This is a genomic window from Prevotella falsenii DSM 22864 = JCM 15124, from assembly GCF_000613945.1.
GTDB classification, from domain to species: domain Bacteria; phylum Bacteroidota; class Bacteroidia; order Bacteroidales; family Bacteroidaceae; genus Prevotella; species Prevotella falsenii.
In genome coordinates this window covers 75,109-99,509 of record NZ_BAJY01000007.1, presented here as the reverse complement: position 1 = coordinate 99,509, position 24,401 = coordinate 75,109, and the positions used below count along the sequence as shown (strand labels likewise).

19 protein-coding genes and 1 riboswitch are annotated in these 24,401 nt (G+C 46.0%); of the genes, 7 read left to right on the top strand and 12 right to left on the bottom strand.

What is annotated here, in order from left to right:
- Positions 1-145: 145 nt before the first annotated feature.
- Positions 146-928, bottom strand: a complete 783-nt coding sequence (locus JCM15124_RS16450; RefSeq protein ID WP_232220079.1) for a leucine-rich repeat domain-containing protein — start codon at positions 926-928, stop codon at positions 146-148.
- An 11-nt stretch (positions 929-939) separates the two neighbouring features.
- Positions 940-1,584, bottom strand: coding sequence for a leucine-rich repeat domain-containing protein (locus tag JCM15124_RS16445; protein WP_232220078.1), 645 nt, complete (start codon positions 1,582-1,584; stop codon positions 940-942).
- 320 nt (positions 1,585-1,904) lie between these two features.
- Between JCM15124_RS16445 and JCM15124_RS04415 the strand changes: the two genes are divergently transcribed.
- Positions 1,905-3,110, top strand: a complete 1,206-nt coding sequence (locus JCM15124_RS04415; protein ID WP_024998459.1) for an ATP-binding protein — start codon at positions 1,905-1,907, stop codon at positions 3,108-3,110.
- A gap of 6 nt (positions 3,111-3,116) precedes the next feature.
- On the opposite strand, the gene JCM15124_RS15805 is transcribed toward JCM15124_RS04415, so the two are convergent.
- Positions 3,117-3,335 (bottom strand): hypothetical protein, encoded by a 219-nt coding sequence (locus JCM15124_RS15805; protein ID WP_156930662.1) that lies wholly within the window; start codon positions 3,333-3,335, stop codon positions 3,117-3,119.
- Between the two features lie 131 nt (positions 3,336-3,466).
- On the opposite strand from JCM15124_RS15805, the gene JCM15124_RS04410 reads away from it, so the two are divergent.
- Complete coding sequence (locus JCM15124_RS04410) at positions 3,467-5,092, top strand: DUF438 domain-containing protein (RefSeq protein WP_024998458.1); 1,626 nt, start codon at positions 3,467-3,469, stop codon at positions 5,090-5,092.
- A 209-nt stretch (positions 5,093-5,301) separates the two neighbouring features.
- The gene (locus JCM15124_RS16920) at positions 5,302-5,430 is read left to right on the top strand and encodes a hypothetical protein (RefSeq protein ID WP_262499264.1); all 129 of its coding nucleotides are present in this window, start codon (positions 5,302-5,304) and stop codon (positions 5,428-5,430) included.
- Between the two features lie 38 nt (positions 5,431-5,468).
- On the opposite strand, the gene JCM15124_RS04405 is transcribed toward JCM15124_RS16920, so the two are convergent.
- Entirely contained in the window at positions 5,469-8,012 is a 2,544-nt protein-coding gene (locus JCM15124_RS04405; RefSeq protein WP_024998457.1) for a C10 family peptidase, read from the bottom strand.
- A gap of 1,039 nt (positions 8,013-9,051) precedes the next feature.
- Here JCM15124_RS04405 and JCM15124_RS04400 point away from each other — a divergent pair.
- Positions 9,052-10,302, top strand: a complete 1,251-nt coding sequence (locus JCM15124_RS04400) for a hypothetical protein (protein WP_024998456.1) — start codon at positions 9,052-9,054, stop codon at positions 10,300-10,302.
- A 148-nt stretch (positions 10,303-10,450) separates the two neighbouring features.
- Here JCM15124_RS04400 and JCM15124_RS04395 read toward each other — a convergent pair whose 3' ends face one another.
- The 6 genes from JCM15124_RS04395 to JCM15124_RS15800 all read right to left on the bottom strand — a co-directional run bounded on the left by JCM15124_RS04395 (position 10,451) and on the right by JCM15124_RS15800 (position 18,644).
- Complete coding sequence (locus tag JCM15124_RS04395) at positions 10,451-13,840, bottom strand: choice-of-anchor J domain-containing protein (protein WP_198019119.1); 3,390 nt, start codon at positions 13,838-13,840, stop codon at positions 10,451-10,453.
- A complete protein-coding gene (locus JCM15124_RS04390; protein ID WP_156930661.1) occupies positions 13,762-14,526 on the bottom strand; it encodes a hypothetical protein in 765 nt (254 codons plus the stop codon). Before JCM15124_RS04390 ends, JCM15124_RS04395 begins: the two co-directional genes overlap by 79 nt.
- Positions 14,442-14,840, bottom strand: a complete 399-nt coding sequence (locus JCM15124_RS04385) for a hypothetical protein (protein ID WP_156930659.1) — start codon at positions 14,838-14,840, stop codon at positions 14,442-14,444. Before JCM15124_RS04385 ends, JCM15124_RS04390 begins: the two co-directional genes overlap by 85 nt.
- A 547-nt stretch (positions 14,841-15,387) precedes the next feature.
- Complete coding sequence (locus JCM15124_RS04380; protein ID WP_024998452.1) at positions 15,388-15,582, bottom strand: hypothetical protein; 195 nt, start codon at positions 15,580-15,582, stop codon at positions 15,388-15,390.
- A 9-nt stretch (positions 15,583-15,591) separates the two neighbouring features.
- A complete protein-coding gene (locus tag JCM15124_RS04375) occupies positions 15,592-17,769 on the bottom strand; it encodes a hypothetical protein (RefSeq protein ID WP_024998451.1) in 2,178 nt (725 codons plus the stop codon).
- Between the two features lie 674 nt (positions 17,770-18,443).
- Entirely contained in the window at positions 18,444-18,644 is a 201-nt protein-coding gene (locus tag JCM15124_RS15800; RefSeq protein WP_156930657.1) for a hypothetical protein, read from the bottom strand.
- A gap of 28 nt (positions 18,645-18,672) precedes the next feature.
- Between JCM15124_RS15800 and JCM15124_RS04370 the strand changes: the two genes are divergently transcribed.
- Positions 18,673-19,272, top strand: coding sequence for a porin family protein (locus JCM15124_RS04370; RefSeq protein WP_024998450.1), 600 nt, complete (start codon positions 18,673-18,675; stop codon positions 19,270-19,272).
- Positions 19,273-19,538: 266 nt separating this feature from the next.
- Here the strand turns inward: JCM15124_RS04370 and JCM15124_RS04360 are convergent, their stop codons facing one another.
- Positions 19,539-21,167, bottom strand: coding sequence for an anaerobic C4-dicarboxylate transporter (locus tag JCM15124_RS04360; protein ID WP_024998449.1), 1,629 nt, complete (start codon positions 21,165-21,167; stop codon positions 19,539-19,541).
- 1,124 nt (positions 21,168-22,291) lie between these two features.
- Positions 22,292-22,476, bottom strand: a riboswitch (cobalamin riboswitch).
- A 272-nt stretch (positions 22,477-22,748) separates the two neighbouring features.
- On the opposite strand from JCM15124_RS04360, the gene JCM15124_RS15795 reads away from it, so the two are divergent.
- Together JCM15124_RS15795 and JCM15124_RS15790 are read left to right on the top strand one after the other, a co-directional pair.
- On the top strand, positions 22,749-22,898 hold the full coding sequence (locus JCM15124_RS15795) for a hypothetical protein (protein WP_156930655.1): 150 nt from the start codon (positions 22,749-22,751) through the stop codon (positions 22,896-22,898).
- Between the two features lie 77 nt (positions 22,899-22,975).
- Positions 22,976-23,278 carry a hypothetical protein gene (locus tag JCM15124_RS15790; RefSeq protein WP_156930653.1) on the top strand — a complete coding sequence of 101 codons (303 nt, stop codon included), beginning with the start codon at positions 22,976-22,978 and terminating at the stop codon, positions 23,276-23,278.
- Here JCM15124_RS15790 and JCM15124_RS04345 read toward each other — a convergent pair.
- A complete protein-coding gene (locus tag JCM15124_RS04345; RefSeq protein WP_156930651.1) occupies positions 23,235-23,855 on the bottom strand; it encodes a hypothetical protein in 621 nt (206 codons plus the stop codon). The two genes, JCM15124_RS15790 and JCM15124_RS04345, sit on opposite strands and share 44 nt — an antisense overlap.
- Positions 23,856-24,401: the final 546 nt, after the last annotated feature.

Below are 24,401 nucleotides of genomic sequence, written 5' to 3'. Positions count from 1 at the left end.
CTGCGCATTTAACCCCAATTCGCTGATGAATAGGTTATCTTCGTTGTTGTAAGCGAAGCGTGCATCGAACTCACGTGAAGTAAAAAAAGGTCGGAATGGCATTGTTCCGACCTTTATTATATGGGGTTCAAGCATGGGTTACGGTTTATTTCAGCTTTACTGTCTGCGTGCCTGCTTTCACTATAACGGGGTATGCCGTGCTTACCGGCAGAACGGTTTCGGCGTTTCGGCTGACGGTTTCGGCTATCAGTTGTCCGTTAAGCGCATAGACTTGCACGAGAGTACCGGTCGGTATGCCACTGACGTGCACCGCGTCAGCTGTACGGCGTAGGCTCAATACATCTGAACGAGTGGTTGAAATATCGGTTGCTGCAGCCGACATTTCCTTGAATTTCTTGAACTTCTTCCATATCGGAGCATTCTTATAGGCAGCCAGTTTGCCCGCAGGAACGTGGATTGTAGGCTTGTCGTAGTCGGTGAAACTGTATTCGTGGGCTGTGGGAGGAGTTGCAGAGAAGCAGTAAATATCTGTGAGTTGCCGGCAAAGTTCAAAGCAGTTGCGCTCTATGTTCTTTATGGAAGCCGGCAGATAAATATGTTTGAGTGCTGTGTTGTGAAAGGTTGCAACTGCCAACTTTTCCAAATTGTCGGGAAGATGAACCGAGTCAAGACTAAAACAGTTGTAGAATGACGACGGTCCGAGGTCGGTTACCGAGTTCGGAATATAGATTTGCTTGATGCCCGTATTGGAGAATTGCATGCTGCCAATGGTTTTCAAACCCTTTGGCAACGACACTTTGGTGAGCGATTTGCAGCCTGCAAAAAGTCCGTCTCTTAGCTCCCTGTAACCTTCGGGAATAGTTACGCTCCTGATATTCGTCAATGCGAAGGCACCGTTTCCTATGACTGCGAAACGTGCCGGAAGCACAAGGTCGCCCTCTAACTTTGACTCATTGAAGCACCGGGCCAGATAGCGGTAATGCTTTGAGGCAGAAAGTTGATGTTTCTGATGCCGCTTTTCTCGAAAGCAGCGTCGGGAATGTGGTCTAAAGTACCCGTAATATGCGGACTGACAAGCCTTTCGCAGCCGTTAAAAATGTGGGCACCAATGGTTTGCGCGTTTATGGTTACGTTCTCCAAAGCACTGCAACCGGCAAATACACTCTTATCGTAAATAACGTCTTTGCCTAAACTTACAAAGGTTTTAAGGTTCGGACAATTCATGAAGGCTGTGCCTTCAACATTGCGATAAGAGGCCGGAAGGGTGATGGATTGTATTTCAGAGTTACCTCTGAACGTACGTTCTCCTATCCTTTCTACCGGGTAAGCCTTGGCTTTTCCGAAGGGTTTAAGGTCGGCAGTCTTCGTTTGGCTGTCGTAATAAACCTTGTCGGGCAGCGTCATTGTGGCTTGGGCGCGGTGGCAAAACCACAGAGAGAACGCGGTTTTGTCGCGATTGAAACGAAACAGAAATACATCTGCGCTTACGGTTTCGTCGTCTCCGCTGTTCGTTGCGCCCGCACCGACAGAGAAAACTGCCGAAAACAATAAGGCAAGCGTTACACTGAGTAAGTTTTTCTTCATAATTTCAATATTAGTTTAAGTTCTACATTAATTTGCTTTGCTGATGTTTCCAATAAACGAAAGCAAAATTACGGAATTTATTTTGTAAAGAAAATAAATCACAACAGTTTTTTTACAAGGTGGCGAAGTTTATTTTAATTCAGTGCTGCAAAGGCATTGGTATGGGTGGTTAGTGGGAACATAGCATCTCCATCTTGTGTTTCTTTCCAATCGTTTGCTTTATTTGCGTTTGTAATGGATAAAACTTAAATATTCCGTAAATTCATCTTTTATAAAAGATAAAATTAGTATATTTGCAGTGTTTGTAGATTATAGAAGATATGAAAGAGATAGTTAGGCAAAGTTATTTGGACAAAATAGAGAAGTATCTTGGCAAAGATACCATCATTATTTTGACGGGGCAGCGTCGTGTTGGCAAGAGTTCCATTCTGCGTCTGTTTAAAAGCAAGGTGGAAATATCGGACAATGCCAACATCATTTATATTGATAAGGAGAAGAAAGAGTTTGACGACATCAAGACATACAAGGAACTGAATGCCTATGTTGATGAACATCTTGATGCGGAAAAGACGAACTATATCCTTGTAGACGAGGTACAAGATGTCGATGAATTTGAAAGAAGCGTGCGCAGTTATTACGAGGAACCGAATATAGAAATAGTCATTACGGGTTCCAACTCAAAGATTCTGAGTGGCGATTTAAGTACGCTCATAGGCGGACGCTATAAGGAAATCTACGTTCAGGCACTAAGTTACACGGAGTTTATGCAGTTCCACCAATTGCCCGATACGGACGATACACTGGCAAAGTATATTCAGTTGGGAGGATTACCCGGACTTTTGAAGATGGGACTCGATGAAGAAGATGCCCGAGAGTATCAGACGGACGTGTATCATACGGTGCTGTTGAAAGACGTAATTATGCGTAACCAAATCCGCAATGTGCCGTTTCTCGAAAATCTTGTGCGTTTCTTGGCAGACAATACCGGTAAGATAATATCAGCCAACAGCATTGCAAAATATATGAAATCGCAGGACGAGAAAATAACTTCTACCGTTATTATCAATTATCTGAAGTTTCTTTGCGATGCCTATATCATTCATAAGGTGAACCGATACGACATTCACGGGAAACGATTGTTTGAGAGTAACGACAAATTCTACTTTGAAGATAACGGCATTCGTAACGCGCTTGGCGGCGAATCGAGAGAGGGCGATATAGAAAAGGTGATAGAAAACATTGTTTATAACCATTTGGTGCGATTAGGATACGAGGTAACTGTGGGACAGTTGCAGGCCGGTGAAATCGATTTTGTATGCAACAAGCCGGGCGGTTACAGAGTGTACGTGCAAGTCTCGTATATTATTGCCGATGCAACAACCCGCGAACGTGAGTTCGGTAATCTTCATTCGATTAAGGACAACTACCCCAAGTATGTAATTTCGATGACACCATTGGTAAGCAAGACAGACGATAACGGTGTAACCCACCTTCATTTGAGAAAGTTCCTCACGGCAGGATTATAGTTGCCGTCATGGGGCTTTGTCCGGAAACGATAATGCAGGAGTAAGGTTATCGTTGCGTAAATACTTTTCGTAAGCACAGCTATCGATTAACGCTCTGCTCATCAGTGCATTGCAATAGCTATTGTTTCGTATTCCGAAAGCGTATCGGGCTACGTCGAGATGTAATGGCTGCGCAGATGCCGGCAAGCGGACGAAACCGGTAAGGAAGCATGACGGTAATAACAAAGATAAGCAAATGCGTCCTAACGACCGATTGGGGTTTAACTTATTTTAATATCGTAAAGGCACAAATGTTACTCTGTTCGTTCGCCGATAGGTGCTATCTTTGTCGTGCGAATATTAAAAACGACTTACAGATGGAGCACAAAATGAAGGCAAATCTGCCAAAAATAGAACAGGAAAAGTTAGATAAAATCCTTGAAATAGAGGAGCTGTACGAAACCGGAAAGATAACGCTCGAAGAGGCACGGAAAACCTTTGGCGAGCAGGTGGGCAAGATAAAGCCTTTCCACATTGCGCTGATAGAACAGACAATGGTGGAGGAAGACGACCACGAATGTATTCGGGTGAACATGACAAAGACGCTGGAACTGCTCGACGGCTTTATGGACTACTCGCGTCCGGAGCTGCCCGACGACCACCCCATTGCGCAATACTACCGCGAAAACGACGAGATGCGAAAGCTGCTGCTTGCCGTTGAAGACTTGGTTCAGTATCCTGTGATTAAAAATCAATGGCTCGAAATATACGAAAAACTCAACCAATACCCCCTCCACTTCAAGCGCAAGCAAAACCAACTCTATCCGGTGTTGGAGCAGAAAGGTTTTACGCGCCCCACGACCGTGATGTGGACGTTCGACGATTTCGTGCGCGACATCATCAGAGAGTCGGCGACTTTGCTTGCCGAAGACAAGGAAGAAGCTTTCGTTGCCAAGCAGCAGGAACTGTTGGAATATGCCCGCGACCTGATGCACAAGGAGGAAGTAATTCTCTATCCTACGTCGATGGTGCTCATAAACGATGCCGAATTTGAAGAAATGAAGGAGGGCGACCAAGAGATTGGCTTTGCTTTCTTCACCGTGGAGCACACTCCAAAAGCGGCAGCGGCTGCGCCTAAAGACACCGTCGGTGCAGGATTTGCACAGGATTTGCAGGCACTTTTGGCGAAATACGGGTATGGTGCAGCCCCTCAAGACAAGCTCGACGTAACCACCGGCAAGCTCTCTTTGGAGCAAATCAACCTGATATACAAGCATCTGCCCTTCGATATTTCGTTCGTAGACGAGAACGAATTGGTTTGTTTCTACTCGGATACGGAGCACCGAATTTTCCCGAGAAGCAAGAATGTGATAGGGCGTGAGGTGATGAACTGCCACCCCAAGAAGAGCGCGCACATTGTTCGCGAAGTGATAGACAAGCTGAAAAGCGGCGAACAAGAGAAGGCGGAGTTCTGGATTAACAAGCCCGGCGTGTTCCTCTACATTGTTTATGTGGCTGTGAGAGACGAGCAGGGACGCTTCAGAGGTGTACTGGAAATTATGCAGGACTGCACGCATATCCGTGAATTGGAGGGCAGTCAGACGTTGCTGACTTGGGCAAACGAGGGCAATGCAGCCACCGACAAGGCGGCACAAGCGGCACCTACGGAGGAAGAAACGGTATCTACGGAAACAGAAACGGCAGCCGATACCGACTCGGAGGACAGCGCAGAGCCGATTACAACCATAACGCCGGACACCAAACTTAAAACGCTTTTAAAGCAATATCCCTTCCTGAAAAAGCGTTTACCCGAGATTGCGTCAGCCTTCCGCATGCTTCAGTCGCCCTTGGGCAAGCTCATTGTGTCGCGCGCCGATGTGAAGATGATGAGCGAAAAAAGCGGTGTGCCGCTCGAACGCCTGATAGAAGCATCGCTGCCATTATTAAAGACGAAGTGCAAAAGGAAGGTTAAACCCCAACCGTTCATTAGGACGACGGCGTAATTCTTACACCGAACTCACGTTAATGAATAATATTCCGGCGTAACTCTTACGCCGAACTCACGTTAAAAAACAAAGATGATTGAAGGTGATAGGTGGTAAACACATAAAAAAATGCTAAAGCGAGGGGCTTTAGCATTTTTGTTGGGTATAATTCGTAGTTATTGCACGATGAGATTATCGCTGTATCATAATGAGATTATCGCTGTCTCATGATAAGAAACCTACATCGGGCAACCGGTGCCTCCTATCTCACAACTACTTTCTTCCGACAAGCCGGAGCTTTGGCAGTGGAGGACGCAATTGTTGCCACTTACTTCACAACTGCTTTCTTCCGATAAGCCGGAGCTTTGGCAGTGGCGGGGGCAACCGGTGTCGCTTATTTCACAACTACCTTCTTCTTGTTCACGACGTAAACACCGCGAGGAAGAGAAGAGAGGGTTGCGGTTGTGCCTACCTTTGTGCCTGAAACCGAGTAGACAGGCTGCGGAGTTGCGGTTGCAGAGGCTTCGGCAGGAGAGATGCCGTCGGCAGGAGAAACAATTTTGAGCTTACCATTCGTGTAAGTAAAGGTGTAGTTCTGTGCCTCGCCACCGCTAACGGTTATTTCGTATTCGCCTATCGGACTGTCTTCGGTGGCAGTGGTGGTTGCCGTCGGACGAACGGTGAGCACCTGCTCGGTTTCGCCGTTTTTGAAGCCGTCGTAGTGGAGAACGAATTCCGGGTTAGGCGTGTTTACGGCACGGATAACGTCTTCGACGCTGACTGCGAGGACGTTTTTCTCGACGGTGAGCGTGCCCCCTACGAGTTCGATGGACTTGTCGGTGAGGGTGCCATAGTCGATACGGATTTCATATTTGCCTACTGCCGACTTCTCGTTTGCTTCGCAAGTGATTTCCGGTTTGCCCTCCGGGAACTCGCCACGGACGGTGTAATTGAACTTCGGATTGGGTTCGCCGTACTTGCGTGTCGCATCGTGAACAATGAGCATCGTGCCAAATTCGCGTATGTTCTTGGCGGTTATGTTTGCCCAACCCTTATAGCTTGCCTTGCTTCCTGCCGGAACGAACAGGCGGATAGCATCGGTGCGGGTATCGCGGAATGCCTCTTTGCCCAGCGTTGGGGGCTGCTTTGCAAATATCTTTATTTCGGTCAGGCTGGCGCAAGCTGCCATGCTTTCTTTGCCAAAGGCGGCAAGTGTCTTGGGCAGCACGACTTTCTTAAAGTTTTTGCAACCTGCAAAGGCATAGTTGTGCAGGGTGGTTACGCCTTCCGGAACGGTGATGTCGTCTTGCGTGAACGGAATTACGCTGATGAGTTCGGTGCGTTCTTTGTTATAGAACACGCCACCGTCGTAAACGAAATTGTCGCCGCCGTTAGTTGGTAGGTTCTCTACGGTTTCGAGCGAGCGGCAGTATGCGAATGTGCCGTCGGAGATTGTCTTGATGACAGATGGCAGAACAACTTTCTTCAGACTCTTGCAGCCGTAGAAAGAACGTTCCGGAAGGTTGTCGTCGGCAGTGGTAAGCTGTCCATCTTGCAGGTAAATGCCACCGCCGCTGACAAACCGTGCTTCTTTCAAATCGAGCATTGAGAGTTCGCCACGTGTAGATTTGCCGGCATCGTCGCAGCCTGCCATTTCGCGAATAACCTTGAGGTCAGCAGCGTTGATGTTGCCTTTCAGGGTGAGGTCGCTAATCTTCGTGCGCATGTTTGCAGGGATTTTCTCGCCCAATACGCCTGCCTGTGGGAGTTCGATGGTGCGCTTTTCGAGCTGCTTCTCAGGTCCGTAGACACCCCGAACAAACTCTTGGTGGTCTTTAAACGAGTACATGTAGTTCGGGTTCAGTAGGTCTATTCTGAAGTATCCGTTATCTTTTCCTTCCCAACCCCAGTTCACGCTCACCAAGCCACTGCTGTTATAGCCGTCCAGAACAAATGCGTGTCCGGCGTCGATGCCCGTAGAACCGGGGCTTACACCGCTATAAATGAGGGGGCGACCCTTCGCAAGTTCGGTAAAAACAAGTTCCATCCACTGTCCTGCGTTGTATTTAGAGCGCGACATGGCTTCGGCTTCGGTAAATCCGAAGAAACGTTTCAAGCCGTTCACACATTCAGGCATAACGGTGCCGCTACCTTTGTCGGGACCGCCATAGTGCATGTCGGAAGCTACACCGCAGTGGAGCATGAGCGTTGCCACAGCCTTGGCTTCGACATCGGTATAGCCTGTTTTGTAGTCGTCCTTCATGTTTGCCCAATCGTATGTCGTATTGGTGAAGTCGGCAGAGATAGCCGCACCGTTGGTGTCGCCGTAAGGATAGTATATGGTATTTTCGCCCCTGCCGTGTTCCGGATAGGCAAAGAAGTTCATCACCTGCGCCATTGCCGTTGCCACACAGCCCGTAAGCAGTCTGCCGCTCTTTGCGCTGGGCAGCAAATTGTTGTATGGTGCCTGCTGTCCCCATTTGGTTGTAATCATCGGCGACACCTCTGCAGGATAGCCTTTCAATACGGGCGACACTGTTTCCAGCGGCTTGTTGATTTTCACGGCAGTGGTGATAACTTCGTCTACAGCCTTCAGCCACCAGTTCAGACCGGGGTTGTCCGATTGCTCGAAACGAGTGTCGGACACTGCGAGCAGCTCCGGCGCAAGGTCGTCAGCCGCAATAATGGCAAAGCCGCCGTCGTTATAGCCGAATACGGTGTATGTGCCGGTGCGCTTCAGTTCGCGCAATTGGCTCGCTGCCTTTGTGCCTCCCTGCTGCGGTGCACGCAGATTGTGTTTGCTTTCAGCAACTTGCAGGTTGATTGCGCTTAGTGCCGTTCGCTTCATTTCTGCCTTTGTGCGCGGCTTCGCCCATGTAAAGGTTGGCACGAGCATCAGTAGCGCAAAGGCTGCAAATAGGTTTCGTTTGATTTCCATATATCTATGTGTTTAAAGTTATTTTGCTTTACCCCCACAACTTGTCCGTGCAAGCGGTGTCGAGCCTCAGCTTTGTGTGCTGTGGCAGGCATTGCTGCGAAGAAGGAAATGCAGCACGAAGCATCGTTGAAAGTTTTTTCATCGTACAGGCATTTTATTGTGGACTCCTCAGATTGTTCTTTCTATTTCCGGACATTGTCTGCTTTGCTGCCCCACCCTATGCTATACTAAAACAAGGTGTAAGGCATGATATGCTTTTAGATTTGGTTTTCTTGCGGGTAAATACCTACCCCACTTTGCAAAAATAGAAAGATTATTTCAACTACACAAACGAAATGGGGAAAAAGATTGATGTTCTTCAACTTTCCGTAAGTTTTCCGAACAACCACAGCATGTTACAGAAGTATTTCAAGCATACAACGAGAACACTTTGCCGAAGATGTTACGAGCAAATCCGACCTGCCTGTCAAGCAAGGCGAAATGCCCTGACGATGTTGTGTTTCCGACTGAATAAAACAGGCTGAAAAGGGGTTCAAAGACCCATAATAATTGTAAATATTTTTCTGAAGAAGTTGTTTCGTGTAACTATCTAACTACCAACACATTGCAATACCTATTGTTTCGCATTCCAAAACCTACGGTTTTGCACGGTAAAACCGTAGGTTTTGCGTTGTAAAACCTACGGTTTCGCAACGCAAAACCGATTATATCGTTTTTTAACGGAATTATTCTTACAAAATCAGAGTGTTTTTTGCTAAAAACGTCAGCTATTCTAACCATAAACCCAAATCGGTTCATTAGGACGCATTGGCTTAGATTTGTTATTACCGTTGCTGCGTTGCAGGGGTGTGATTTATCATGTTCCTTGCATCGCAAGTTAGTATTTTTTAACTCGGCACATTTGGTTATACCGCCGTTAATCGCTTTCTTTGCACAAAAGTATATTTATTGTATGGTGCTATTCTGCCCATTAAAGTATAAAACTAACGCATTTTTGCAAAAACATAATTAGACTATAAAATTTTTAAAGCAACAACCAATGAAAGAAAAAGCTTTCGTGGCACTTGCCGCGTGCTGTATCGCAACGACATCGCTTGCTCAAGACAGCTGGTTAATGAAAGTACGCATGAAGTCGGGCGAAGTAAAAGAAATCCCATGCAACGACGTTGAGGAAATAACTTTCGACAAAAAAGAAGTTTCCACCTATTATGCCGACGTGAAAGCAACCAACACTTACAACATCTACTACGGAACCGTAAAGGACAATATAGCCGCATACACAATTCATTTGTGCGACGGAAACCTATCCAAAGGCGGTCTGCCGACAGAGATTAACAAGCACGACATAAGACTGACGGTAATGGCGGCAGCATCGAAAAATGCCGACAAAGCCGCACTTCCGGCAGGAACTTACTCGTTGGTGGAGAACGTCGGCGAAGCCGGAATATACCGCAAGCAGAGCGTTTACATAGAAACCAACAAGGTGAACGATGCCGGACAGGTGGACGGATTTCTCGATTCGCTGAAGATGTGTACCCTGAATGTAGAGCAAAAAGCCGACGGCACCTACCAACTATTGGTGGAAGGAGAGCTGAGAGAACACGGAAGAATACGCTTCGCATACGACGGAAACCTCACTTTCGTGAACAAAGCGCAGGGCGAGAGCTACAACTCGATAACGGAAAACGTAGCCTTCGCCCCTAAAAGCATGAGCGGAAGGTATGTCAGAGCTACCGACAACTACTGCGACTACGCCCTTTCGTTCTTGAATTGCGAGGTAGATGGCGAAGGATTTATTGTGGGTGCGGGCGATTATATCAACCTTGTGCTCCTGACAAAATACGCCGTGCCCATGGACATAAATACCATCGTGGGAACGTACGACGTGGTGATGCCCGTTGGCGGAGCCGTTTACGAACAAGGAAAGTATATCGGCGGAATGATGTACAAGCGGAGCGGCAGGCTCTATCCGATGGGTTCGTTCTACAAAGTGTTCGACGGTGAGGGTTACGAAGCCTATGGGTTCTTCAGCGGCGGTTCGATAACGGTTACCCTCGACAACGGCAACATAACCTTCAAAGGCAATTGGACCACACCCGAAGGCAAGGCTGTAACAATGAATTATACAACAGATGCAAGCGGAATTATCGACCAGTCGGGAGGGCAAGGCAATGCGAAAGAAGATAACGGCAACGCCCCTCGCAGCCTAAACGGTGCTACGCCGGACCGGCGTCTGCACATAAACGACATTGAAAACGCAGACAGCCCAATCTTTATGATGAAGCGATAAGCCGCTTTCCCCCAGCCTTTACCCACCAACGTGCCTACGCACGGCGGATTGGCAAAGGAGAACAAGAACAAAAAAATGCTAAAGCGCAATGCTTTAGCATTTTTTTTATGGGTGTACGTACTTTCTTCGTACCTTTCAGCCGGGAAGATTACTTAACGGTAATCTTCTTTCCATTGACGATGTAGACGCCGGAAGGCAGGCTGTTGAGCGAATTAAGCCGGGTTCCTACGTGCTTTCCGTCAAGCGTGTAAACCGTATAGTGCCGGCCGTTAGCGGTTTCGATGGTGGTAATGGCAGTAACATTAGAAGTTACCGGCACCGATTCGCCTTTGGCATAGAGGGCAGTAAGTCCGTAAGTATGGTTGCGGTCGGTATGGTCTTCGGCTGCACGGGCTTCGGCATTCATCGTCTTCAGTAAGTTTCCGTCGCGGTAAATGTTGTAGCCGGTCGGGTTGATGGCAGCACCTTCGAAGGTGATGTCGTCTACCAAAAGGGCAAGGCGGTTGTTGGAAATCAGGCGAATGGCGAAGTATTTCGCACCTTCGGGCAACTCTGCGGAATATTCATTCCAACCTCCTTCAGCATCGGGGAAGTCTGCAATCTTCTTGAAATCTTCGGTATTCTTGCCCGTTGCAGAGTACATAATCTCGAATGTTTCGGGATAATTGGGGTTCATGCTCGATGCGTAGAACTTTATTTTCTGTGCTTTTCCCGAAAGCAACGGACTGATGAGCCAGTTGTCGTTTACTCCGTTTCCATTGACGCTGATGAGGCATTGATTGCCACTGTGGGGCACATGGTCGGGGTTTATTTGAGTTACATCGTATCCCAAGTTGGCAAGATTGTAAACAAGGAACGCCTGTGGCTCGTTGATATGCGGCCATGAAGTGTTTTGGAAAACGTTATAAGTCTCAAGTTTGTCGCCGTCGATTACCGTCCAGTCGCCAATGTTTTCCATAATCCACGGTGCGTATGCCTCGAAGTCTTCCGTTCCCGTTTCGGTTGTTTCCATGGGGGCTTGCCACGTCATTCTGACAATATTCCCGTCTTCTGCTTTGGCTTCGAAGGCTCTCGGCTGTGGCAGTTTCGACGGTTCAACGTTGATATTGGCTACTGCCACATTGTCGTCGGCATAGTCGTCGGTGTAGTCGATGCCCACGCTGACAACCTTCTTGCCCTGCTCGGCTGCACCGATAGGTATAGTCATGCGAACGTCGCGGTGCTTCATCGGAGCAAGCGACTCGTTGTTTTCTTCCTTGAAAGTTTTTCCGTCTACGGTTACAGTCAGTCGATAGCCGTTCGTAACGGCTTTACCCGTATTCTCAACGCGTACTTTGAAGTCGGCTGTCGTGCCCGAAGTGGCTTTCTCCGGTGCATCTACTGCCACCTTGAGATTGTTGTTGTCCAAATTGAGCACGCTGATATTGTCTAAATAGAGCTGCAGCCTCTTCTCGTTGCTGGTGTACTTGAACTTGAGTATGACGTATCGCTCGGCAGCATACTGCGCAAGCGGCACAATGTCGGTCGCCCATGCTTCGCCTCCGGTAAGTTTTCTGAAGTCTATCTCGCGCAGCACGTCCTCCGTGCCGTCAGCCTTCTGTGCCTTTATGGCAAGACTTACGTTTCTGCCCGGCAGTGCATAGTAGTCGTAGGCAAGACTGAGGTTCGAGCCTCCGCCGGCTGTCTTTATCTTTCCCGTATTCATAGATGTCCATTCGTTTTCCTTCATAGAATACCATACAAAACAACCGTTGTCTTCGTCGGAAGACATGCCATAGAACATTCTGAACGGGTTCATGTCGTCCATCGATTCTATCCACCAAAGCGGCATCGTCATCTTTCCGCCCGGTACTCCTTCGTGGAACGGCAGGGTGAAAGGAGCACCAACGACGATTCCTTCCGTTCCTACAAATCCGCTTTTGCCCCCTACTCCTTCTGCCTGAATGGTGTATTGAATGAGTCGTTGGTCGCCTTCGTCGGTATTGAAAGGAACATCGTAGCTCGTGCCGGAGATGTTCTCGGCAATGAGTTCATTATATCCGCTGTTGTCAATGGCATAGATGGTGTACTTAAGTTTGTCGGCATTTACGTATCCGCCATTCTTTCCGATGCTCGATGCCAGCCATTCTATGGTTATCTTCGTTTGTCCGTCGATGAGCCTTGCCATAGGTTTGGCAGGTACGTCTTCGCCTACGAACGCTGAAGTTTCGTATTGAAGACCTGCCGATTCCGTATTGTAAGGTATGACGGTATATTTGTTGATGCCGTTTAATGTAACACCTTCGTCTTTATAAGACAGTTGGGTTCCCGTTGCAGGAGCGTTGAAAGTGTGTATGAGTTGTCCGTTGCGGAGTATCTCAATCTTAGTCAAACTGCTCAGAGAATTTCCGGCAATGGTTTGTGTCGGTGTACGGAATGCTATCGTTGCCTCCATCTTTCCCATGTCGCCCGGCGTAAGAACAAGGTTCGTTACCGAGTCGGGAGCGGCAAGAGATGCCTTCTTTACAATGTTGATACTGTCGATTAGCAAGCTGTACATATTCGCTTCGCTTACACAATGGATACCGAAATTGTAGTTTCCATCATCGGTAACGACAATCTCTTTGCCGTATGTTTTGTACTTCGGCGTGCTGATTTGTTCCTCCGGCACAAGTTCGGTTGTCATGTCGGCAATGGTATTTCCTTTTCCGTACTTCACCTCGAAGCGTTCCGGGAAGGTAGCAAATGTTGAGCGGGCTTTGAGAGATACACTATACAGATAGCCGGGTGCAAGGTGAACAGCCGGCGTTATGAGCCAGTCGTCGGCAGCCTTTTCTTTGTTGGCATTGGTTCCTGCAGCACCCTCAAACCATTCCCACGTCTTGCCGTCGTTATTGGCATCGATAACCGTATATAGGGCAAACGAACCCTCATCGCTGAAGTCTTCCAAGTAAGGAACTTCGATAGGATTGCCTATAGCCACGTAGTTTGACATTCCTGTTTCGCCCTTTGTCTCGTTTGTGAAAGCGGTAACGCCATACGAATAGGCTTTCAGCTGACCGACGGAAAGTTGGTCGGATATTGTCGTTGCGGTTGTTTGATTGGCTATTTTCACACTGTCGGGATAGCGCACCACGTCATACTTCAATGCACCGAGGTATCCTGCGTGCAGTCCTTCGGGAGCTGTCCATGACACAGTGGCTTTGTTGTCTGCTCCTATTTTTAATGTTACAACGGGCGAAGCCGGTATGTCGTAGCCTATCCATGCCTTTTGTTTCACTTCCGGACTTACTCCGATGGCATTTTCGGTCGTAACCGTAAACAGCACATCGCCCGTAGAAGGTACTGTAACATTGGCTGTTACGGTTTTGCCTGCCTCTATCCTGCCTATCCCGACTTCGTTGCCGTCGGCTTTTATTCTGTATGTGAGATTACCCGTGAGCGGATTTCCTGCGAATGTTTTGGAAGGAGCTTTGAAAGTTACGCTGCCACTTTTAGAAGCATTGTCGAATGCGAGTGCAAGGTCGGTAACCACTGCGGGGGCTCCGTCTTCTGCCAAAGGCATGGTACGTAAAGGCATGTTACCTCTTCATGGTCTGGGAAACTGCCGATGCGTGTTGCTGCTCCGGTCTGCGTGTTTACTTCGTAAAGGTGCGAACCGTTTGTTTCTTGCGAAGCCCAATAGAGCTTTCCGGTCCTCATATCGAAAGCGGCACTCTGTACATACTTATCGGGTTTAACGCCTGTAAAGCCGATTTTTGTTACAGCACCATTGGTTTTATCTACCTTATACAGGTTTCCGCCTTCCGATATGGCATATATTTCTCCTTGTTTATTGGCAGCGAAACCGTAGTAAGTGGTATCGGTGGCGGCGAGCTTTGTGTGCGTCATGGTTTCGTAATCCACCTGTGCTATCTCCAACTGCGTTCCGTCTTGGTTGTAGTAACAGCCGTAAGCCTTTTTGGTTATCGGGTCGTAAGTGGTCGAAACGGCGTAAAACTCGTAAGTCTGAATTTGCACCGGATTGGTCGGCATCTGCCATGTTTCGGTATCATACGTATAGAGGAACATGATGACGTATCCGTAAGAATTGAGGTAATACAGATATTTCAGTTTCCCATCATAATAGACTCCTCCTCCGGTAGCAGCAGGAAAATTGACTATACCATCGGCGTCATGACCGGATTTTCCGTTGCTGTAAAGCTGTACATACCCGTAGGTGGAAGTTCCGAACTCTCTTTCCAACTGTCTGCATATATGACGTTTCCCCAAAGCTGTGTTCCGTCGGGCGTCGTAATAATAGGTTTGTTGAGCGCATGGCTTTTTTTGTTCAGCCAAGGAATGGGCGATTGCTCGGTGTAAGAACGTTGCCCGACGAAGTTTGCCGGCGCAGCGATTTGCGTTCCGGCATAGCTTATCACTTCTTTTTTTGTGAGTTGCCGCACTTTTTTAGGCGTTAGCGGTGGTTTACTGAAATGGTGTTGTGCGACACTTTCAGTAGGTAGCATGAACAGCACTGCCATCATGCCCCCCAATAAAAAGAGTTTTTTTGACATCATAGTTTACAGTATTTATATTAAACAATTAGTACCGGTGCGATAAAATCGCACTAAGTTTTGCATAGAAAACCCTTATATACAAAGGGGAATATGAGTTCTAAAATAATTTTAGTGTATCTATTAGTAGTATCTTAAATATGCTTTTGACAGCAAAAATAGATATTAAAATTGATAAATCCAAATTTTTCAGCTGTTTTTTGTTAAACCCCAAAATGCTTGTCGATACTCAAGACCGGTGCCGAAAAACAGCTTTGGTTTTGTAAAGATTATTCTGTTAAAAAGTGATGATTTCGGTTTGGCGTTGCGAAACCGTAGGTTTTGCACGGTAAAAGCGTAGGTTTTGCGTTGCAAAACCTACGGTTTAAGAACGCCAAACAATAGGTTTTGCAACGCGTTGATAACGAGAAGGTTAGGCGGCAGATGCTATTGCGAATAATATTTACACTTTTTCGGCTTATAAAACGGGTAAAATAAAAAAAGTCTCACCGCCGATGCGGTGAGACATATCCGAATGTTATATTCATCTTTCAATAAGTGCAGGCGTTGCCTAATAGTCGAAATCGTCATCGAACCAGCCTCCCTTGCCACCTATTTCGCCATCTTCGGGGTCGCCGTCGATGATAGGTCGCTGGTCGGTTTTACCGTCGCCATCGTTATCTACTTGTGAAAATCTTACCAGTAGCTCCTGTTCTATGTCGGTAGAATAAAGCCCGGTTTCAGGAATTATATATCTTCTTCTCATATTTCTGGGTTATTTTATCAATACTTTCTTGTTGTTCACGATGTAAATACCGGTGGGCAGACTGTTCAGGTCTGTTGCGTTGTCAGCCACTTTCTGCCCTTGCAGATTGTAGACTGCGCCGTTCATACGCATTTGCGGTAAATCTCTCTCTATGCCTTCTATGCCTGTAACGTCGCCCTCTACGGTGCCGTCGATGGCAAAAGTGAGGTCTTTTGCAGGACTTGTGCCGTTTACATTGGTAGCTATCCAGCATCTGAAACCCTTTATCGGCAGGGCAGACGACGTGTAATGCCATTTTCCGTTCTTCGCTCCCAATACATACGAGTGGGCAGGAACGAACTTTGTGGTTTGGTTGATTTGCGTACCGCAGAACTGAATATTGCCCGCTTCGGTGGTGGTAGACTTAGAACTTTCGGCAAAAGTCTCGCTCGGCATGCCGGTAAGCACTACGTTGTTGATGGTGAAATACGGTGCCGTAACCGTGATTTTGGTATGGTCGTTGAGGGTTTTCTCGTAACTTCCGGTAGCAACATTGGCTGCTTTAACAGACTTCATGATATAGAGTTTGCTCGGTTCGATAACGGTTGCGTTATCGTTCGACAAACTAACCGACTCGAAATCTATACGGGTTGGAATGTTTTCGTCCTGTCCTTTCAGGCGTGCCAATTTAGCATGGTCGCCGAAAGCAGTCTTGAACTGTGCCGCCGTGAGGGCAACAGGAAGGGTGATAGAGCTCCATAGGTTGGGCGTCATCGTGCGTTTTAAAATCAGCGTATAGGCACTGTTGGGGGCAAGACCCTGCTTTCTGAGATAGTCGAGCGAAGTCTGCGCCTCGTCGAGCACCATGTCGCGGTCGCCACAGTACCTCAATTGGAAGTTGTCGAAGGTTGTCCAGTCGAGCCTTCCGGTCGAACCGGTTACCTCGACACCGATTTTCAGGTCGGTGTTGTCGGCCGGTACATAAACCATCAACGAGTTACTGTACTTGCCATCGTCGAACAGTTTGCCTGCCTTTACATAGGGACTTTCTGTATTCACATCATCACCGCCATAGACTTTGGTAAGTTCTTCCACAGTGTAACTAAACTCATCGTTAAATCTATTGAGCACTGCCGACACGTTAGACACGCCCGAAGTGGTGCCGTTTACTTTGGCAAAGAACGACGATACCATGTTGCTGCCATTGTCGGCATTGTAAAATCCGTCGCAAGAGAGCACATACCAGCCCTTTTTCAGTATCTTGACGGTCTGCGTTACAGTGCCGTTGGCGTGGTTGTTGTCCCCGATATTGCGGATATTTCCTATCCAATAGGCTGCATATTTGGATTGATAACGGTCGCTTCTGGCAGACCCCATGCCGACGTAATAAGTGCCTTCGTTAGAGAGGAAACTATAATTGTTGTCCGTAGGCTTACTTGTCAGTCCGCTGGAGATTACCCATTTAGCAATCGCTTTATGGCTTCTGCTGAAGTTTTGGTCTTCTATCAGGAAAGTAGCATCGGCAGGTGCTTCATCGGAAGCAAACGCTGCCTTGAAAGCATCTTTCAGGTCTTTTCGGGTTACAATCTTCCATTGGTAGTACGGGTCGTTTCTATTTACATTGTTGGGATATTCCATTGTCAGCTTAGCTTCTCCGTTGCCGGGGTTCAATCGCAGGTATCTTTTTCCTCCCATGCCTTCCGAATCTTCATCATTAACGAAATGAATGATGTAGGTTTTGCTACCGGCGGCGGTCTCATCAAAACTCCAATCGAGAATACCGTTTACGTGTCCGTTATGCATTGACCCTCTGTCTACATATACGTGGTTGTAGTTTTCGGGGTTGTCGGGTCCCGGTGTGTCCATCTTACGCCCGAAAGCAATCTTCTGTCCTTCGGTTGTCTGTGTGTCGCCGTTCATCTGGTACTTGCCGGAAGCGGTGGCAGAGTTCGTGATATTGATGCCCATTCCAATCCTATAGCCCACCGTTACGGTAGACCAATAGCTGCCGGCGTTCAGGAACTTGCCGGTTCCTACATTGTAAAGGTAGACCGTCTTTATGTCGTCATCGGTGGCAGACGTTACCGAAGCTATCGGATTACCGTTCCATTTATAGTTGGCGTCCTGCCCCTGTGCCATCGTCAGCATAGGCAAACCCGATAAAAGGGCAGCAGACAACAATGAAAATAAAAGTTTTGTTTGTTTCATAATAAAAATAAAATATTAATTTTTCTTGATTTATAAGTCTGTATAATTGGGATTAAAACGCAGGCGGTGTGTCCTTGATATTGCCTGTTCTACCGGGCTGACGGACACAACAATTCAGGAAAAGAACATCGTTTGGTTTCCTTTTCCTGTCGGAATTGCACGCATACCCTGCGTGCGTACATTAAAATATGGGTGCAATGGTGTGGCGACGCTGCGCCTATGTGTTGGCAAAATATTCGAACCACCGGATATAATAAGCTGAAAATTGCACGAAAACCCTTGTTTCCTTGCAACTTGCCTATACCTTTGTTATATAAATATAAGTGGTATTCCTCTAAGTTATTTAATTCCTCGTGGTACACTCTTTTTATTTTACCATTTCATAAGTTGGTGCAAAGGTAAACATTATTCCTTAAATATGCAAGTCAAAAACTGTAAAAGAATGTAATGGGATAGTTTCACCGCTTTTTTATTGTAGGCATATTACATTATAATCGGTTCTTTCTTGAAGTATTTTATGAATAATATACCGGCGCAATTCTTACACCGAACGCACGTTATAATTAAGAAATCGACCGATTTACTCTTTATTATTTTTTACTATTTTTACCCTTCTTTCAATGAAAACATTTGATGATAAAAGAAAAAATATCGTACATTTGCATCGTGTTCAGTTAATTTATAAGTAGGTGCTCATAATTAATTGACATTGTATTTACGGCTATTTCCCGGTCAGTCTGCCGTCTTGAAGAAGGAGTGTAGCGGGCTACACGACTGATGAAAGGCAACAGAATGACGGAAAAGAGACGTGAAGACGATGGCAAAGTGAAAGCATAAAAGATAAAAGCAATATAGATACGTTTAATTTTGAACACCTACTTAACTCATAAAATAAAAGGAAAAATGAAGAAAATCATCTTAACAGCAGCTATTATGCTTGCTTCTGTGGGTGCTTATGCACAGCACGCAGTGGGTTCAATCAACTTGCAACCCAAGGTTGGTATGAACATTGCAACCCTTACGGACTACGACAACGCAAAGGCGCGCATTGGTCTGGCAGCAGGTTTGGAGTTGGAATATCAGGCTTCCGACATCTTCTCGTTGTCGATTGGCGGTATCTACTCCATGCAGGGTGTAAAGAGAGAATGGACAACCGGAAATAAAGAGCATTCAAAAACCACAAAGTTGGACTACATTAACGTTCCTATCATGGCTAACGTCTATGTGGCAAATGGCTTGGCAGTGAAGTTGGGCGTTCAGCCGGGCTTTAAAGTGAACAGCGAAATAACCGAGAAGACTACGGAAAGAAAGGTTATCAGAAGGGCAACCATGGACCCTGAAATAGAGTCTTTCGACTTTTCTATCCCTGTAGGTATTTCTTACGAAGTGTCTAACTTGCAGATAGATGCGCGCTACAACTGGGGTCTGACAAAGGTGTTCAAGAACAGAGACTACAAAAACTCGGTATTCCAAATTACACTCGGTTATAAGTTCGAACTTTAAAAAGAACGTTTTCGTTCAGCCGAATGAGCAATGCCAAATTTATTTGGGTATTGCCATGGCGAGAAAATGCACTTTTCGAGGAACGAGAAAAGAACCGTTCCGCAGCGCACGTGAATGCCGTGTGCATGCACAGATATACATAAAGAAGGCGCAAGCACTGCTCATCGTGTTTGCGCCTTCTTTTATTTTGGGGTTTAATTATTTCCGTCCGACAAATCCTGACATACGGCAATACACCTTATTTATCAGTACATTCCGAGATTATATCAGTACATTCCGAGCCAAAAGTGGTAAACGTAGCTGATGGCAAAGCCTGCAATGGTTGCCACAATAACGTGGATAAGCCCCGGTATCATAAACGAGTGGTTCAGCAAATACTTGCCGATGACGGTCGTTCCCGAACGGTCGAAGTTCACGGTGGCAATATCTGACGGATAGTTCGGAATGAAGAAATAACCATAAACCGACGGCATGACGCCAAGAAGAATCCAGCCCGGAATGCCGAGCGCGTAAGCCAGAGGCAACATGCTGACCACTACCGCACCCTGAGAGTTGATGAGTACGGACACGGCAAAGAAGGCAATGGCGATAGACCACGGATATTGGTGCACGATTTCGCCCAGCAACAGTTGCATCTCCGTTTGGTAGTTGTCGAAGTAAGTGTTGCTCATCCACGCAATACCGTAAATGGCTACCACTGCCACCATACCGTTTTGCCATACCGGTCCGGCAATGGCTGCCTTTGGTTTCGCCTTGCAGAATATTATCATCAGGGCACACGCCACAAGCATTATTATCTGTATAACGATGTTCATCGTCAGCGGTGCTTTGCCTTTTTCGGTTACGCCGTCTACCACGATGCTGCTTCTTACGAGCTTCTTAACATTGATGTTCACCGTCTTGGGGTCGGCTTTCACCCTTAACGTGTCCGATTGGTGTTCGATAGTCATACCCTTTGCCAAAGCAGCTTCTTCGGCTTTGGAGTCCTCGAGAAACATTTTCTTGCCGTTTACCGCCACAAACGAACGCACGCAAACCGTATCGCGCGTTGTAGGTGTTACGTTCAAAGATGTCGCATGGTGCGCCGCCTTCACGTTGCTGTATTCGGGCAATACGTTCAGACCGAACATACCGGTGAGCGAAATTGCCACGATAATCGCCAATGCACCCATAAAGATGTAAACGGCGCGCTTGCTTTCCTTCGAAATCTCTTTATCGAGGGTGGTCGCAGTAGAGCCATAGATGTACTCGCGCTGCTTCGGGTCTTTCAGTTTTGCTTGGAATGCAGGGTCTTTGTCAAGGTCTAATCCGCGCCTCCAACTATACCCCACGGCAGCCAAGATACCGATAAGACAAGCCGGAATGGAAACCATGATAATCTGAATGTTGGACACTTGGAAACCGTTGTCGGCTGAAATAGCCGCGAAGGCTACCACGGCGGCAGCGATAGGCGAACACGTTATACCGATTTGCGATGCGATACTGGCAATGCCGCAAGGACGTTCGGGACGTATGCCCTTCTTTAATGCAATGTCGCAGATAATGGGCATGAGCGTGTAGACAACGTGCCCCGTTCCCACAAGAATGGTAAGGAAGAAAGTGGTGAGCGGCGCAAGAATGGTAATACGGTCGGGGTGCTTGCGCAATAACCTTTCTGCAATCTGTATCATCCAGTCCATTCCGCCCGAAGCCTGCAATATTCCGGCACACGTTACGGCAGCTATGATGATGTAGATAACGTCGGTAGGCGGTTCGCCGGGCTTAAGTTGGAACCCGAAAACAAGAATGGCCAAGCCGATACCGGAAATAGCACCAAGTGCCAACGAGCCGTAGCGCGCGCCAATCCAAAGGGCGATGAGCACCACAAGCAGCTCAACAATCATTAAAAAAGTCATAATGCGTTAGTTATTATGTTAGTAAATATTTTCTCTACATTCATTTTTATTCCTCTATGCAACCATGGGCTTGCCCCTGAACATGCGGTAAAATTCCTCTAAAGTTTTTACCGGTATTCGCCATATTGGCACAAACACCCTACAAAAATACATTAATTTCTTGTATATACGAACAAAATGAGCAATTATTTTCAAAAAAAACGAAATAAAAAAAGCCGGGTGTCATCTCGACATACGGCTTTTTGCTGTTTAGAGGAATTAAAGAATTGTATTATTTCACAACAATACCTTGTTTCTTTTCTAAAACTTCTGTTGCTATCAAAGCAACTATAAAATACGAAAATATAAACTCATATAACTGTACTTAGAAAAGTAACAGTATCATTCTTTATTAATTAACCTATCATAACCTAATTCATTTCATCTCTTATCCCAATTATTCTCATTTCACATTTTGATTAACTTAATTTCACAATTTGATTAACTTGATTTCACAATCTGATTATTTTCATTTCACAACCTAATTAATTTCGCTTGTTACCGGCAACGACTTGCTCCCAACCGAATGGTTCTCTGCAACAATCGGTAACTATGTGCGATGTTACGAACCCATCTGAAGGTGCTGCGAAAAACGGTTCTTTTCTCGTTCCTCGAAAAGTGCGTTTTCTCGCCATGGCAATGTTCAAATAAATTTGGCAATGCTCATTTGGCTGAACGAAAACGTTCTCTGCAACAATCAATAACTATGTGCGATGACGTTTTCTCTTAATAGTTACACTTCAACGAGATACTAAACAGCGCAGAGTAGATTTCCACTCGCATTGGTTTCAAACATGCTCCGCAGAGCTGTCCGTACCCTCATAAGTATTGGAACCTCAATTTTTTCAGTTTTTTAAATGTACAACGCTTTTCAAGATAAACGCTCAATACATTCCTAACCAACGTGCAACGTTTTTCGGTTTAGATATTCAGCGTTCTCCGTTTAAGCATACAACAGAGCCTTCCCACCATTTCCGGGGAACATATTACACGCTTGCGAGGCATACTCACGCAGCCTTAGCGGTTTGCTTCTGTTTGTCGTACATGCTTGTCGTTGCTTCTTCGCCTATCCCAAGAGGCTACATTTGAAGTCGTTCGTAATGGCAGGTCTTCTGACTCGTTGCCTGATCACAAACACCTTCCCGAGCTTTTGTACACTCAGTGGCATCTGTTTGTGTCTAAGGAGGCAACACACAGCAGCCGGACTGTTTGGGATTCGCACCCAATTCCCTATTAATCGCTTTCGCGAACCATTCGATACTGCAAAGGTAAAAATAATAATTGAATTACAAAGAGATAATACAAAAAATATTCAAAAAAAGCATTTTTTCCTTTATCGGGTAGTTTTCGGAGCTTCAACAACTTCGTTCATATTTTGTAATAATAAAAGAACAATTGTAAAGAAAATACCAATTTATCTGACTTATTGTATAAAAAACATTAATAAACGTGCCCATTTTGCTAACTACACTTGCTATTTTGAGATAAAAGTAGTATATTTGTGGTGATTTAATAACTGTATAAAAAAGAAAGGAGATTATTATGAAAAGCCGGGGTTATTCAGAATGGTACAAGAGTTACAAAGTAGAAAAGGACGAACGTAGGAACGATGAAAATGTAGAAAACAACAATCGTAAAGACGAAGAAACATTGTACAACAACTTTATAGGAGGCGAAATATGGTACACATGATACAACCATCTGACAATACAGTTCCTACTCACACACTATAAAAGCGCAACCCGATAAAAGGTTGCGCTTTTAAGTAGGTGTTCAAAATTAAACGTATCTATATTGCTTTTATCTTTTATGCTTTCACTTTGCCATCGTCTTCACGTCTCTTTTTCGTCATTCTGTCGCCTTTCATCAGTCGTGTAGCCCGCTACACTCCTTCTTCAAGACGGCAGACTGACCGGAAAATAGCCGTAAATACAATGTCAATTAATTATGAACACCTACTTATTTTATATTTTATTTCTATTATTTTTGTCGCTTTGTTTTTGCAGCGAATGCTTGCCAAACAGGTTGTTACATCTGAACAGCCTGCTCTTTTGCCGTACCTTTATAGCTGATGCTGAAACGGTGTTCGTTGCCATCGCCGAAGCCTTTTTCGTGCGAAGTCTCGATTACGGCATCTGTTATAGTCAGTTCGGTTTCTCGGGTTGCCATATCCAACTTAAGTTTCATCTTGCCGCTCTTGAACTTATAAGCAATGTCGGTGGCTTCCTGACCGCAGAAGATAATCTGTTCTTTGTTCAGTCCCATGATAGACCAGCTGTTGCTCATGTTGCCCTCGTCGTTCTGTTGAGAAAGGTCTATCTCGTTACCCATGTTATGAATGTCGGGAATAAAGCTGACCACGATTTGTGCTACATCGGAGCCGTCTTCCACTCCTAAGGTGAGCCAGTAGATGTTATCTTTTACGTTTGCGAGTTCGGCAACGGCTATCTTCACTTCTTTGCCGTCGAAGTTTACGGTGTTTGTGAATGTTTCCTGCTTGGGTTCGTCTTCTTTTGGGTCTTTCTGTTCTTTTTGGGGGTCATCGTTATTGTCGCTCGAACATGCCGTAAAGCCGATACCCATCATCACTACTGCTGCGAACACAAGCGTTTTGCCTGCCATAGTCGCAAAAAAATTGTTTTGTCTCATTGTTTTTGTGCGCCTCCCCTTAACCTCTTCCTATTGAGAGGAACACCTTCGGAGGTATGGGTGTTTTGGGTTATAAATAATTGTTTTGTCTTATATTTTCTCTTCACAGCGAAACGGTAAGCCTTCTAAACAGTCAAATTCCACCACATTATTATATGGCAACGTTGTCGTAATATTGTTGAAATGGCTGTCGAGAGCAATGCTCACGCTTCTATTACATTATTATATATACGTTGCCATAAAATCGCTGAGGTTGTTGCCGCATCGGCAATGCTTTTCTCACGCTTTCGTCTACGCTGCAAATATACGACATTTCCTCCATACTGCCAAACACAATGTTATATTTTTTGATTTCAAAAGAAGTGGTTTCTGCTTCCATTTGTAAAGATGCACTTGAGGAAACAACAAGCCAAATACATCGAAGATTTAAGAAAAGTGCTGTAACACGGCTATTGTGGGGGCAGCTTTCTTTCGCCGAACGCACGTTGTTCATACACGAAAAGAAGCCGAAAAAACGTAAACATTTTTCGCAAGAATAGCTATTGC

Excerpts from the sequence above, each read along its gene's own strand:
- JCM15124_RS16445 (WP_232220078.1), bottom strand. The coding sequence starts at position 1,584 with ATGAAGAAAAACTTACTCAGTGTAACGCTTGCCTTATTGTTTTCGGCA.
- JCM15124_RS04415 (WP_024998459.1), top strand. The coding sequence starts at position 1,905 with ATGAAAGAGATAGTTAGGCAAAGTTATTTGGACAAAATAGAGAAGTAT.
- JCM15124_RS04410 (WP_024998458.1), top strand. The coding sequence starts at position 3,467 with ATGGAGCACAAAATGAAGGCAAATCTGCCAAAAATAGAACAGGAAAAG.
- JCM15124_RS16920 (WP_262499264.1), top strand. The coding sequence starts at position 5,302 with ATGATAAGAAACCTACATCGGGCAACCGGTGCCTCCTATCTCACAACT.
- JCM15124_RS04405 (WP_024998457.1), bottom strand. The coding sequence starts at position 8,012 with ATGGAAATCAAACGAAACCTATTTGCAGCCTTTGCGCTACTGATGCTC.
- JCM15124_RS04400 (WP_024998456.1), top strand. The coding sequence starts at position 9,052 with ATGAAAGAAAAAGCTTTCGTGGCACTTGCCGCGTGCTGTATCGCAACG.
- JCM15124_RS04385 (WP_156930659.1), bottom strand. The coding sequence starts at position 14,840 with ATGATGTCAAAAAAACTCTTTTTATTGGGGGGCATGATGGCAGTGCTG.
- JCM15124_RS04380 (WP_024998452.1), bottom strand. The coding sequence starts at position 15,582 with ATGAGAAGAAGATATATAATTCCTGAAACCGGGCTTTATTCTACCGAC.
- JCM15124_RS04375 (WP_024998451.1), bottom strand. The coding sequence starts at position 17,769 with ATGAAACAAACAAAACTTTTATTTTCATTGTTGTCTGCTGCCCTTTTA.
- JCM15124_RS04370 (WP_024998450.1), top strand. The coding sequence starts at position 18,673 with ATGAAGAAAATCATCTTAACAGCAGCTATTATGCTTGCTTCTGTGGGT.
- JCM15124_RS04360 (WP_024998449.1), bottom strand. The coding sequence starts at position 21,167 with ATGACTTTTTTAATGATTGTTGAGCTGCTTGTGGTGCTCATCGCCCTT.
- JCM15124_RS15795 (WP_156930655.1), top strand. The coding sequence starts at position 22,749 with ATGAAAAGCCGGGGTTATTCAGAATGGTACAAGAGTTACAAAGTAGAA.
- JCM15124_RS04345 (WP_156930651.1), bottom strand. The coding sequence starts at position 23,855 with ATGAGACAAAACAATTTTTTTGCGACTATGGCAGGCAAAACGCTTGTG.